Source organism: Terriglobales bacterium, assembly GCA_035624455.1.
Taxonomy (GTDB): domain Bacteria; phylum Acidobacteriota; class Terriglobia; order Terriglobales; family Acidobacteriaceae; genus DASPRM01.
The window spans coordinates 15,472-27,543 of record DASPRM010000060.1 but is presented as its reverse complement, the minus strand read 5'-3'; the positions used below and the strand labels follow the sequence as shown (position 1 = coordinate 27,543).

12 protein-coding genes are annotated in these 12,072 nt (G+C 56.9%); 6 read left to right on the top strand and 6 right to left on the bottom strand.

Annotated elements, in window-relative coordinates; genetic code table 11:
* Positions 1-14 precede the first annotated feature (14 nt).
* Complete coding sequence (locus VEG30_06645; protein ID HXZ79589.1) at positions 15-1,400, bottom strand: tryptophanase; 1,386 nt, start codon at positions 1,398-1,400, stop codon at positions 15-17.
* 457 nt (positions 1,401-1,857) lie between these two features.
* On the opposite strand from VEG30_06645, the gene VEG30_06640 reads away from it, so the two are divergent.
* Both VEG30_06640 and VEG30_06635 read left to right on the top strand, forming a co-directional pair.
* Entirely contained in the window at positions 1,858-3,216 is a 1,359-nt protein-coding gene (locus tag VEG30_06640; GenBank protein HXZ79588.1) for an amidase, read from the top strand.
* A gap of 189 nt (positions 3,217-3,405) precedes the next feature.
* Entirely contained in the window at positions 3,406-4,164 is a 759-nt protein-coding gene (locus VEG30_06635) for a hypothetical protein (protein HXZ79587.1), read from the top strand.
* A 200-nt stretch (positions 4,165-4,364) separates the two neighbouring features.
* Here VEG30_06635 and VEG30_06630 read toward each other — a convergent pair whose 3' ends face one another.
* The gene (locus tag VEG30_06630; GenBank protein HXZ79586.1) at positions 4,365-5,276 is read right to left on the bottom strand and encodes a PilZ domain-containing protein; all 912 of its coding nucleotides are present in this window, start codon (positions 5,274-5,276) and stop codon (positions 4,365-4,367) included.
* Positions 5,277-5,597: 321 nt separating this feature from the next.
* Here VEG30_06630 and VEG30_06625 point away from each other — a divergent pair, with 321 nt between their 5' ends.
* Positions 5,598-5,978: an ATP-binding protein gene (locus VEG30_06625; GenBank protein HXZ79585.1), complete on the top strand. Its 381-nt coding sequence runs from the start codon at positions 5,598-5,600 to the stop codon at positions 5,976-5,978.
* Positions 5,979-5,999: 21 nt separating this feature from the next.
* Here VEG30_06625 and VEG30_06620 read toward each other — a convergent pair whose 3' ends face one another.
* Positions 6,000-6,419 carry a hypothetical protein gene (locus tag VEG30_06620; protein HXZ79584.1) on the bottom strand — a complete coding sequence of 140 codons (420 nt, stop codon included), beginning with the start codon at positions 6,417-6,419 and terminating at the stop codon, positions 6,000-6,002.
* A 229-nt stretch (positions 6,420-6,648) separates the two neighbouring features.
* On the opposite strand from VEG30_06620, the gene VEG30_06615 reads away from it, so the two are divergent.
* Positions 6,649-8,511 (top strand): tetratricopeptide repeat protein, encoded by a 1,863-nt coding sequence (locus VEG30_06615; protein HXZ79583.1) that lies wholly within the window; start codon positions 6,649-6,651, stop codon positions 8,509-8,511.
* 110 nt (positions 8,512-8,621) lie between these two features.
* On the opposite strand, the gene VEG30_06610 is transcribed toward VEG30_06615, so the two are convergent.
* The 3 genes from VEG30_06610 to mutY form a co-directional block, all read right to left on the bottom strand.
* Positions 8,622-8,825 carry a cold shock domain-containing protein gene (locus tag VEG30_06610; GenBank protein ID HXZ79582.1) on the bottom strand — a complete coding sequence of 68 codons (204 nt, stop codon included), beginning with the start codon at positions 8,823-8,825 and terminating at the stop codon, positions 8,622-8,624.
* 510 nt (positions 8,826-9,335) lie between these two features.
* Entirely contained in the window at positions 9,336-9,833 is a 498-nt protein-coding gene (locus VEG30_06605; GenBank protein ID HXZ79581.1) for a TlpA disulfide reductase family protein, read from the bottom strand.
* Between the two features lie 26 nt (positions 9,834-9,859).
* Entirely contained in the window at positions 9,860-10,840 is a 981-nt protein-coding gene (gene mutY / locus VEG30_06600) for an A/G-specific adenine glycosylase (GenBank protein ID HXZ79580.1), read from the bottom strand.
* Between the two features lie 157 nt (positions 10,841-10,997).
* Here mutY and VEG30_06595 point away from each other — a divergent pair, with 157 nt between their 5' ends.
* Both VEG30_06595 and VEG30_06590 read left to right on the top strand, forming a co-directional pair.
* Positions 10,998-11,525 (top strand): hypothetical protein, encoded by a 528-nt coding sequence (locus VEG30_06595; protein HXZ79579.1) that lies wholly within the window; start codon positions 10,998-11,000, stop codon positions 11,523-11,525.
* Entirely contained in the window at positions 11,522-12,064 is a 543-nt protein-coding gene (locus tag VEG30_06590) for a hypothetical protein (GenBank protein HXZ79578.1), read from the top strand. The genes VEG30_06595 and VEG30_06590 overlap by 4 nt, the downstream gene beginning before the upstream one ends.
* Positions 12,065-12,072: the final 8 nt, after the last annotated feature.

Below are 12,072 nucleotides of genomic sequence, written 5' to 3'. Positions count from 1 at the left end.
CTTACTCTAATCCTCTACAAACCCATGACCTGAGATGCCACTGACTGCTCTACCGGTTCCATGTGAGCAGTGAAATGCCGCAGGAACGGCGCCTCGAAAACCACTCGCATACCGCGGATTTGCTCGCGCCGGTTCCACACTTCGCCAATCACTTCGATTACATAGTCGATGTGGCTCTGCGTGTAGACCCGGCGCGGAATTGCCAGGCGCACCAGGTCCATTTTGGCGGCGTGGGCGAACATCAGCGTGCCGATTTCCACCGATCGAATTCCCCCTTCCAGGTACAACTCGTTGGCCAAAGCCACCGCCGGGAGTTGCTCGGGAGGAACGTGCGGCAGGAAGGCGCGGGCGTCGATGTAGATCGCGTGTCCACCCGGAGGCTGCACAATCGGAACACCCATTTCGCTGATGTGATGACCCAGGTAGCCGGTCGAAACGATCCTATATTTAAGGTAGTCCTCGCTGAGCGCCTCCTGTACCCCAACCGCGATGGCTTCCAAGTCCCGCCCGGCGAGTCCGCCATAAGTGGGATAGCCTTCGGTGAGGATGAGAAGATTCTTCTCTTGCGCTGCCAGCAAGTCATCGTTGGTGCAAAGGAAGCCTCCAATGTTGGCCATGCCATCTTTCTTAGCCGACATGGTGCAGCCGTCCCCCAAGCGGAACATCTCGCAGGCAATCTCCCTCGGCGTCTTGTTTTCATACCCAGGCTCACGCAGCTTGATGAAGTATGCGTTCTCGGCAAACCGGCAGGCGTCGAAGTAAAGTGGGATCTTGTGCCTGCGGCAGAGCTCGCTTAGGGCGCGAGCATTTTCCATCGAGACCGGCTGTCCACCGCCGGAGTTATTAGTGATAGTGAGCATCACCAGCGGAATGCGCTCTCGTCCTACCCGCGAGATCAACTCGGCCAGAGCGCCGACATCCATATTTCCCTTGAAGGGATGATAGATAGCGGGCTGCTTGCCTTCTGGAATCGGCAGGTCCACCGCCTCTGCGCCGACGAACTCTGCATTGGCGCGCGTAGTATCGAAGTGCGTGTTGTTAGGGACAAGGTCTCCCTTCTTGCACATGACGCTGAACAGAATTCGTTCCGCGGCTCTGCCCTGGTGGGTGGGAATCACATGACGGTAGCCAAAAATACTCTGTACCGAGTCACGGAAGTGATCGAAACTCTTGGAGCCGGCGTAGCTCTCGTCACCTTCCATCATTGCGCCCCACTGAGCGGTGGACATGGCCCCGGTACCGGAGTCAGTGAGCAGATCGATCAGGACATCGTCGGCGGGCAGCAGAAAGAGGTTGTAGTGGGCCGCGCGAAGTAATTCTTCCCGCTGCTGGCGGGTAGTCCAGCGGATCGGTTCAACGCTTTTGATACGAAAGGGCTCAATAATGGTGGTGATGGGCATGGCAGTACTCCCCAGAGTATCGGCATCAGCATATCTCTTGGGCCGGCCGCTGACGTGATGCTCGTCACCGGGGCGGGTGCGGGCTCCACAGGCAGTTAGTGGCGGGGCCTATTCCAGTTGATATGCCGACTCGTACCGCCCTGATAATAAAGGAGTCCGCCGTTGAGGGGGAATGAGATGTGTTTGATGTGCAGGGTCGGCCAGACTGGCTTCGCAGGGGTTGCTTTCGATTTGCCATCCCGACCTGTGTCTATAATCAGCGCCGATGACTGCGCTGAGCGAGAGTCCACAGTCTCGCAGAGCTTTCATGAAGAGCGCCTTAGCCGGAGCAGCAGGTTCCCTCATGCCTGACATCCACGCAACTCACACGGATACCGCTTCCCACCAAATGCGACAAGGGACAAATCTCAGCCAGTTGAGCCTCAGCGAAGTGTCTCAACTGATACGCAGCAGGAGAGTGTCACCCGTCGAACTGACCCAGGGGTGTCTGCAGCGGATAGAGCGGCTTGGGCCGAAGTTGAACGCATTTATTACTGTCACTGATGAATCCGCCTTGGCTGCGGCGCGTCAGGCAGAAGCAGAAATCCAGCGAGGCAGCTGGAAAGGTCCGTTGCATGGCATTCCGATAGCCCTGAAGGACCTGGTTGATACAGCGGGCGTGCGCACGACGGCTGGTAGTGGCGTATTCCAGGATCGCATTCCCACTCAGGATGCGGAGATTGTGCGCCGCCTCAAGCAAGCTGGAGCCGTGACGCTGGGCAAGCTCAATATGCACGAGTTCGCTTATGGGGGCAGCTCCGCGATCAGCTATTTCGGCCCGGTTCGCAACCCGTGGCACATTGCGTACAGCTCGGGCGGATCCTCCGGCGGCTCGGCAGCGGCAGTGGCGGCGCGATTGTGCTATGCGGCCATCGGTTCCGACACTGGCGGTTCCATCCGGCAGCCGTCGGCATATTGCGGTGTCGTTGGCCTAAAGCCGACCTACGGACGCGTCAGCACTTCCGGAGTGATCCCGCTGGCGTGGTCGCTTGACCACGTCGGCCCGATCACGCGCACAGCACTGGACGCTGCTTTGGTGCTCCAGGTAATCGCCGGTTACGATCCGCAGGACCCTGGCAGCAGCGATACTCCGGTTCCGGATTACGTCGAAGCGCTCGACACCAAGAGCTCTTCGTTTCGCGTTGGGATTCTGCGCGATTTCTTTTACGAGGGGCTCCACTCTGAGATTCAGACATCCATGGAGTCAGCCCTGTCTGTTCTGAAGACGCTCACTGCCACGCAGCGCGACATCACGCCGCTGGCGACTGATCGTACCTATGGCTCCATCACCGGCCCATACACCCCGATCTTCCAGGCGGAAGCTTATGCCTACCATAAAGACTATGTATCCAAGAGCCCTGAACTCTACCAGCCGCCGACACTCAGGAGAATTCAGGCCGGGGCAGATGTCACAACTTCCACCTACATTCAGGCCCGGCGTCAGATGGACCTGATGCGGCGTTCCGTTTCGCGAGTGTTCGATCAGGTCGACGTTCTGATTACTCCCACCACTACGGTGCCTCCCTTTGCGATTGCGGACCTGGAGAGCGATCCAAACAGCGCGCGGGCTAAGGAATTGCTCATGCTGCACAATACGCGGCCGATCAACTTTTTAGGGCTGCCGACTATCTCTGTGCCTTGTGGCTTTACCCAGACAGGGTTGCCGATAGGCATGCAAATCACCGGTTCAGCGGGCGGGGAAGCGACGCTTCTCCGTCTTGCCCACGCTTACGAACAAGCCACAGATTGGCACAAGCGTGAACCCCGTCTGGGCTGAGTCTGCTTTACTTCCGATGGTGAGGGGTTTTCGAATGTTCAGCTTGTCCATGCGGACACTGGCCGGGAATACAGTTCACTATTGGCGATACTGGCGTAACGAGCGAAATTACTGGTGTGGTTTGACGCCCTCATCGATCATCTCCTACGTTGGTGGGAGATGGGCTTTTGCATTCTCCTGAGAAGACACGTGAGGCATGGGACGGCCTGCCTGCTCATCTTCGCGCAGACATTCTTTGCCCTGCCGCAAGCTACCGGGCAGGATACTGATACGTCTAGCAAGAGCGCGCCTTCGTCCCCAAGTCCGCTCCCATCGCAGGCTCCTCCTTCGCAAAGTCCGGCAAACGCAAACCAAGAGACTGGCCCGAGAACCAGCCAGGAAAATGGTTCTGCTGTCCTCTACTCGACCGGCTCAGTGCAGGTGAACCATACACCTGTAAGCGAGGTTTCGCTGGTATTTCCGGGTGAGATGGTCCAGACCGATGCGGATGGAAGTGCGCGCATTACAGCCGCGGGGAGCATGCTCTTACTATCCGCGGACACCGCCCTGACTTTTCAGAAATCCAAACCCGAGCTGGCCTTCGGCATGGCGCAGATCACCACCAGTTCCGGGCTGTCGCTATTGATCCGGGAGATTACAGTCTCTCCTGCCAGACCTCCGGCTGCCAAATATGACGTTTCTTCCAAGGGAGACGAAATCCGCATTACCGCTCATGAAGAAGCACTGAGGGTGACGGAAGGAGACTGCTCACAGGTCGTGCAGCCCGGGACGACACTGATCATCAACAAAACTCTACACACGAACGGCAAGTGCGTGGTTGCTGGGAAGGGTTCAAACGCCCGTTACATTATTGCCGGCGCTGCCGCTGCTGGTGCAATCGGTGCAGGAATGGCTGCCGGTGGCGGAGGCAAGCCCAAGCAGGATGCCGCCAGCCCAGTTCAACCATAAGAAGGGATGGCAATTCAGTGGCAGGCCGCTCGCGGCAGAAACCTGAGCAGCCGGCGCTTGGAAACCTGCCGGTGTGGCGCTTGCCAGTAAATTCTGTAAAGGATGTGTGAGCGCCGGTTGTGCCGCTCGAAGGGCCACCACGGTTGCCTGCCAGCAGACTTCTTAGTGCCCGGGATCCAGAAAACCGATCGACTCAAGTCTTAGTCCCTGTTTGTCACCGATATCAGCAGCTCCACCACACGCCGACCAGGCATGCGTGTCTCTGTGATGCGAAACAGCACTGCATAGAGGCCTGCGGTGAACAACGCGATGCTAATAAAGAAAGTTGACGGAAGCCGCAGGTGCGCGGGATGGCCAAACCACACCCCGATCAGCCAAAACAAGACAGCCGCCAGCGCCACAATCAGAAAATCCACTGCAACCGCAAACGGCCGCATCCAGCGCGCCAGCAGGCGCACCCGCCCAGGCAGGAGGGCTGCAGTCGAGGCGGCAGCGATGGCGCTTGCCGTCGATCCCGCTTCGTGAACGCTGCCAGTCACCCACTGCTTCAGCCGGCGGCGGTCGCTGTCGCTGATTTGATCAAACTCGACCCCTGCGCGCCCCGACGGGTCTGACCAGACCACGTGAGCACGTGCCCGAATCCGCGTCTTAGTCCCAGGAATGAAGAAGGTCAAGGGCAACATGGCCCCGGGGGCAAGCGTGTCCAGAGCCTGGAACATCATTCCGCCTTCGCTGAGGTCGATGATCACACCGGGCTCAGAAGCATCTGACAAGTTCACGTGAGAAATGCTTCCCACCGCAATCCTCAAAAAGCGGCGGACCATACGTGTAATCAGGCCCTTCGTCACATTCAGGATGCGAATGGCATCTTCAACCGATACAGGCTTACTGAGAACGAAATTCGCTCCCTGGGCGAAAGCCGACTTCATGAGCTTGTAGTCATCCACCACTCCAACGGCGATGGTGCCCTGATGGGTAGCGTCATTGCGCAGTTGCTGAAGCAGGTCCAGGCCGCTGCCGGAAGATTCCAGCTCGACAATCACGGTGTCGAACTTGCGCTTTTGCAGCAGGCGGGTGGCTCCGGTGAATCCCAGGCAGATCTCTACGCCCATGTTCATTTCGAACAGTAGCGGGCACAAAACACGAAGAACTTCGGGATCCCTGCACAACACAAGGGATTGCGAGGCCATTGCCGCCCATAGTAGAGCTACTCCAGATGCAAAAAAGTGTCAGGGTTGGTTCCGGCAAGGCTGGCTGTCTGTATTAATTTCAGTATCCGAAATCCGGATGGTGCATCTAAACTGTAGTTTCGCTCGATGAGTTCGCCAATTCGCCTAATGACGTCAACCGTACCGCAACCTCAAGCCATGCCCCATTGCAGTCAAGGGTGCTCCCAACAACCTGCGCGGCTGTACTTTGAAATTTCAGCGGAAGTGAAGGCAATTGCGCCAGTCGTCGACGCAGTCACCGAGCTCGCGCGGGCAGAAATGGGCGAGGAATCAGGCGTTCACCTCGAGGTGGCTCTGGCGTTGCAGGAGGCGATGGCCAACGCTGTGCTTCACGGTTGCAAGCACGATGAAAGCAAATCCATCCAGTGCTGGGTTGCTTACGACCGTTTTCGCGGTATAACGATAATCGTGCGGGATCCGGGGGATGGATACGATCCCAATGACCTGCACGATCCTTGCAGCGAAGAAAACCTTCATCTCACGCACGGCCGAGGGCTCTTCCTAATTCGTGCGCTCATGGACGAGGTGCATTTCCAGAATAATGGCTCCGAAGTTCACATGCGGAAGGCGAATCCTGCTTCGTAACAATCCTGCCTTGTAGTAAGCCTACTTCTTAAAAAGGTTCTCAAAGGCACGTCGCGCGTCGTCAACCCGGCTGGCAGCGGTCGAGGTCTCTCGTTCCACAGTGGTCTTGATAGAGAAGAACTGGCAATCGTTGCGTGTATCCTTGGGTGAAATCCTCTCCGGAATCGGCTGCCGGCACTCAAAACGGCTCGCGGGATCGAAGTACGTGCACTGCTTGCAGGAGTGGAGCGCAAATCCGCATTTAGGACATTGCTCTAAGGGCTCGGTCAGCATCTGCAGGATGGTACCGCATTGCGCACAGCGGGAGACAGTCCGTGTTCCAGGCATCTGCAGTGCGCGGGGACCGAAAGTCTCTTGCTTCTTGGGACGTGGTTCTCGCTTTTGCGACTTGTCCTCGCCGCGATCCTGATATCCCGGCTGGCGGTATTTTCTGTCGCTCATGAAGAGTTCTCTCCGAGGGAACGTGGTAGCTTCTCACTTCTGGCGGTGGCGCGCAATGACCTTGGCCGCCATCGACAGGAGTATGTTAAGGCCAACTTTCCGTTGTCATCCGATCGAGGCCGCGGTATAGCAATCCGCGCCCGAGTCGAAGGAGCTTGCGTTTCGGTACCTCTCGCAGCTCCGCAGATCGTGCTAGCATTTCCTCAGACCGCTCTGGAACGGGCCAAATATGGGCCGCCATCCGCAATCTCGTCTCACCCTGATTTTCTTCCTTCTGCTGACACTCTATGCTCCCGCCGCGGACCAAGGATGGATTGAGATCCGTTCGCCGCACTTCGTTCTTGTCACCGACGGCGGAGATAAAGCCGGGCGCGCGATTCTTCTTCGATTCGAGCAGATGCGCAGCCTGTTCGGCACCATCTTCAATCGGTCACGCGTCAATCTATCCACGCCTTTGCAGATTGTGGCTTTTCGCTCGACCCAGGAGATGATTCCTTATGCGCCGCTGTGGAAGGGGCAGCCCGTCTCCCTGACGGGATTCTTCCAGGGAGCTGATGACGAGAACTTCATCGTGCTCGATCTTTCGGTTGAACCCGGCTGGACCACCGCCTTCCACGAATACGCTCATCTGCTGCTGCATGGCAACCTGCCGCCCGTTCCCCCCTGGTTCGATGAAGGCTTTGCCGAATATTTTTCCACCCTGCGGTTCGACAAGAAGGAAGTCCAGTACGGACAAGTGCCGGAGGGTCTGCCGCAGATCCTTACCAATACTTCCTGGATGACGGTCGTCGATCTTTTCGGCGTGCAGCACGATTCCAGCGCCTACAACGAAGGCAATACGCGTACCATCTTTTACGCGCAATCCTGGCTGGTGATGCATTGGCTGATGTCGAACCAAAAGATGGCGGAAGCCGCGAAATACCTCCAACTGGCACAGATTGAGAAGGTTCCCATTCCCGAGGCGATTCAACAGGCTTTTGGCATGGAGCCCGCTCAGTTGGACAAGACGTTACACGGCTACTTTGACGGCAAAGGCAAGTCATTTCGCGTACCTGCACCTCAGATGGATGAAAGTACCTACGTCGTGCGCCGTCTGGATGAGGTGACAATTCAGGCCACACTGGCAGACTTGCACGCTCATTCCAAGGACTACAAAGACCAGGCGGTCGGCGAATTCCAGCAAATTCTCAAACGGGACCCGGAAGATCCAATCGCCAACCGGGGCATGGGCTACAGCTACCTCTCTAAAGGTGACTTTGCCACGGCTGAGCGCTACTTCGAGGAAGCAACCAGGAAAGATATCCGCGATGCCAAGGTTCACTATCTGGTCGCTCTGCTAATGAATCGCCGCGCCGTGCTGGCCGGCCGTCCACCGGATAATGTGGCAGAAATGAAACGCCAGCTTCAGATCGCCATCGAACTGGATCCCACGCTCGCCGATGCCTACAACCTGCTGGCTTATGCTGACAGCATGTCCGGCGATTACCCCGCCGCTCTCACGGCGATCAAGAAAGCCATAGAGCTGAACCCGAGCAACGAGTTTTATGGCATCAATCTCGGGAATCTGTATCTGCAGAATAAGAACTGGGACCAGGCAGAGGCGGTTCTCCTGCGCCTGCAGAAGAGCTCCAATCCGAAGATCGTGCAACTGGCCGCGCAGCAGTTGAAGACTCTCGATCTGGCCAAGCAGGGCAAAACTACGGTGGGCATTGGCCCGGGGTTGGGGGTTGCCAAGAACCAGCCACGCAGCACTCCCAGAGCGCGAGACGACATCACGGCTCCGCAATGGCGCAAGACGGCGCCCCTCTCGAGTGACGAGGAAAAGCCAGCCGAGCAACCAGTGGCCGATACTCGTCCCGTGAAGTACCTCTACGGCAAGTTGATCGCTTGCGACTGCTCAGCGCCCCCGGCGGCAGTGCTAACCGTGATCGCCAACGGCAAGACCATGAAGATGCGGTCTTCCGACTATAAGAAGATGCTGCTGGTAGGTGAGGATGCCTTCTCCTGCGATTGGCGCAACCGTAGTGTCCTGGTGAACTACAAGGCCGGCGGCACTAGCGACGGCGACATCGTTTCTCTCGAAGTCAAGTAGCAGTAAACTCAGGTTGTGGGTCAGTTTGCATTGTCACCCGAGCCGCTATCCAGATTACAGCAACAAAAAACCCTCCCTTTCCGGGAGGGTTCACTTTCAGAGGAAAGTCCTTAGACGCGGCTAACGTTGGCTGCCTGGTAGCCCTTGGGGCCTTTCAACAGATCGAATTCCACCATCTCACCCTCATTCAAGGACCGATAACCCGATTCCTGGATGGCTGAATAGTGGACGAAAACGTCTTCTCCTGTGGAGCGCTGGATGAAGCCATAACCCTTGGCTCCATTGAACCACTTTACCGTGCCTTTTTCTCTCACACCTTACTCCTTTCGCCTCTGCGCTGGGTGTCAGTTTTTCCTCTCGATCATTAACGCCTCCCTTTATTGTCAGGCAGCGTTCCCGATGCGAGAGGACCAGGCTGTGTTTCTGTGTCTGGACGTTGCCGCAAAACCAAAGGGCTCCCCACCCTCCGCCTGTGGAATTTCAGCGGAGCAGTAGAAGAGCCGGAATCTTTGTGTCAAGTGGCGCTGCAGAATACCGAAACATCAACCAAGTCCGCTGGCCTTGCGGCCAGATTTGCTGGCCGTGTTTCTGCCAGCAAGCTGTGGATAATATTCAGGAACATACATTCTTGGCAAGACTTTTTCTTGGTAGTCAAACAGTTGGACTTCGGAATTGGTCGGAATATGGCTTCCAGTCCGGCTTTTCTCAATCTGAGTCGCTTCCCGATATATGCAAGAAAGAGCGGAGGCCATAGCTCAAGCGGATCGTGGCAAGGAATCTCTGTCTTGTTTTGGGCCGCAACCTGCGGCTCAATTCAACGATCCTCAACCTGTGCGGAAGTCGGGCACATCTTCACCTGCCCGGATCACGTTGATTTTATGAGTACTTAAATCATCCGCCAATTTTCGCGCCATGTCTTCCAGGTCAGGACGCGACCAGCCCACACTGGAAATTTCAATCTCGCCGCCTGGCGTGATGTAAAACGCCGTAGGGACATTGGTGATTCCGTAGGCGTTCGAAACTGGATAATGCTGGCGCTCGTCGAGCACGATGGGGAAAGTTATGCCGTACTCCTCGATAAAGGCGGCCGTGTCCTGCTTGGTGTTCTGCGATACACCGATCACGGTTGCGTTCTTGCCTTTCAGGGCTCGATAGATTCGTTCTATGTAGGGCAGGGCAAACTGACAAACTGGACAGGAAATCTTGAAAAAGACCACGATCACCGGGCCCTTCTTCAGAGCTGCGTGCAATGAAAACTTCTTACCTTCCAAGGTAGGCAAATGGATCTCAGGGGCGGTCATTCCAGCTGCTAATGCAGCCATATCCAAAATCTCCTCGTCCTTTGATTCTAAATGAGCTGAAAATGCCGCAAGATCTTCCGTGCAAGGCCGGTCAGGGGAAGTTCCGCCAACTGCGATTGCTTGATCCATCTTCCGCCTTGGGCATTTCCATTGCAGCGAAATACAAGGACTCGATAGTCGGTAGACAGAATGGAATGTTTGAACAGCGCGGCGGGACGGCTCTTGTTTCCTGCAAAGGGGTGCACGGGCAGTTCCCACATCCCCGGCATGAGATTCGTGCTGCTCCTGCGCCGCACCAGATACACGCGATCGCAGTCACTGTGAAGATCGCAGCGCAATTCCATCCGGCGGCGCACTTCTTTTGCCGGCAGCGACGGCAATGTGCCACGCGCCCGGCACCACGCGAACAGCGGACAAAGGCGGCATCGAGGTTCGCGTGGCAGACAGATCTCGGCCCCGAGTTCCATCATCGCCTGGTTGAAGTCCCCGGGACGACGGCGGCTTAGTAATTTTTCAGCCGCATCCCAAACTTTTGTTTCGCTGCCAGCGCCATCAGCAAACAACCGCTTAACCACTCTTTCAACGTTGCCATCCACCACTGCCACAGGTTCCTGGAAGGCGATGCTGGCAACGGCGGCTGCCGTGTACCGCCCGATTCCAGGTAGCTCTCGAAGTTGTGTAATCCCCCTCGGGATTTGTCCGGCGAATTCAGCGGCCATTTTCTTTGCAGCCGCGTGCAGGTTGCGGGCGCGCCGATAGTAACCCAGCCCGCTCCAACTGGCGAGCACAGCCGATTCTTTGGCCGAGGCCAGGCTCGCGAGCGTCGGAAATTTTCTCAAGAAGCGTTCATAGTGTTCCAACACCGCAGCCACTCGCGTCTGCTGAAGCATGATTTCGGAAACCCATACCCGATAAGGATCCGAGGTGCGACGCCAGGGGAGATCGCGTTGGTGGCGGTAGTACCAGCGCAGCAATTTTCGTCGCAATTGCTGGAGCACAATAGGGTTGTCTAGCAGGGGAGGGACCATCTTGCCGACGGGGCATTCTAAGGGCAAGCTGGCCGGAGGTGCAATCTCCTGGTGCTACTTCGGGCACGTCGGGAGGAGTTTCTGATGCAACTCGGGATGCATTCCTGAGTTTCTAATAGGTGTCCTGCTTTATCCTGCACATCAGAGGATTGCACGAGTGTATCGAATATCCGTAGTTCTAATTTTCTGTGTTCTGCTGGCGGCTTGTGGAGGCGGTGGCGGTTCCTCGGGTAACTCCAACAGCAGCGGCGGGAATGGTGGCAGCAGTTTTCCGGTGGGGGCGCCCACAACCGTGACGGCAGCCGCGGGTCAGCCAACCACTGGCATTGATATCACCGTGGCTTCCCCGACGTCCAGCACCCCACCTAACGCCGAGGACCTGGGCGCGAATACCCAAGGCATTGCCAGCAATACTGGGGACATCGCTCATCGCGGAAGTACGGTGCAGGTAATTCTGTTTGGGCCGGGTCTTTCCGGAAACATGCAAGTGACTATCTCCGGCCCCAGCGATATCACCATCAGCAATCTAGTTAGCATTCAATCAACGGATAGGCCGCCCATTCCTGGCATTCAGTTCACCGCCGCTATTTCCAGCAGTGCTGACCTGGGAGCGCGTACGGTTCGCCTGCAGGATACGAGCGGCAACATCACGACGTTTAGCGGCGGACTGGAGGTGGTGCCATGAGGATGGTTCGCATTTTTGCTGCTTGTGTTCTTTGCCTGATCCTGCGGTCCAACCTGAACGCAACCATGATTGTGCCCATCTCGGTAGAAGAGCTTACCCGTCGCGCGAGTGACGTAGTGGAGGCCACCGTGCTGAATTCGTGGTCTGCATGGAACCCGCAACACACTCTGATCTACACCTACACCCAGATGCAGGTGATTCAGAGTTTGAAAGGGACCTCACAAAGCATTACCGTGAAGCAGATCGGCGGCAAGGTCGGCAATGTGACGCAAAAAGTCGCTGGGGTAAGGCAATTCCAGATCGGCGAGCAGGCCATGCTCTTCCTGCGGCCCAGCCAGGCCGGGGACGGAACCCACGTGATCGTCGGCCTGATGCAGGGTAATTTTCGAATCGCGCGCAGCACAACTGGCGAGATGATCGCCAGCAATGGGGTGAGCGGCGTTCACAGCCTGCAACAGGGCAAGGTCGAGCACTACGCGGGCGCATCCATGAGACTAGCGGACCTGGAATCGGTGGTTAGGGGAGCACTCACGCAATGAAAGTGACC

What these genes read in the sequence shown, in the direction of transcription:
- VEG30_06605 (HXZ79581.1), bottom strand. Translation starts at nt 9,833, where the DNA reads ATGGCTGCATTAGCAGCTGGAATGACCGCCCCTGAGATCCATTTGCCT.
- VEG30_06645 (HXZ79589.1), bottom strand. Translation starts at nt 1,400, where the DNA reads ATGCCCATCACCACCATTATTGAGCCCTTTCGTATCAAAAGCGTTGAA.
- VEG30_06620 (HXZ79584.1), bottom strand. Translation starts at nt 6,419, where the DNA reads ATGAGCGACAGAAAATACCGCCAGCCGGGATATCAGGATCGCGGCGAG.
- VEG30_06590 (HXZ79578.1), top strand. Translation starts at nt 11,522, where the DNA reads ATGAGGATGGTTCGCATTTTTGCTGCTTGTGTTCTTTGCCTGATCCTG.
- mutY (HXZ79580.1), bottom strand. Translation starts at nt 10,840, where the DNA reads ATGGTCCCTCCCCTGCTAGACAACCCTATTGTGCTCCAGCAATTGCGA.
- VEG30_06630 (HXZ79586.1), bottom strand. Translation starts at nt 5,276, where the DNA reads ATGGGCGTAGAGATCTGCCTGGGATTCACCGGAGCCACCCGCCTGCTG.
- VEG30_06615 (HXZ79583.1), top strand. Translation starts at nt 6,649, where the DNA reads ATGGGCCGCCATCCGCAATCTCGTCTCACCCTGATTTTCTTCCTTCTG.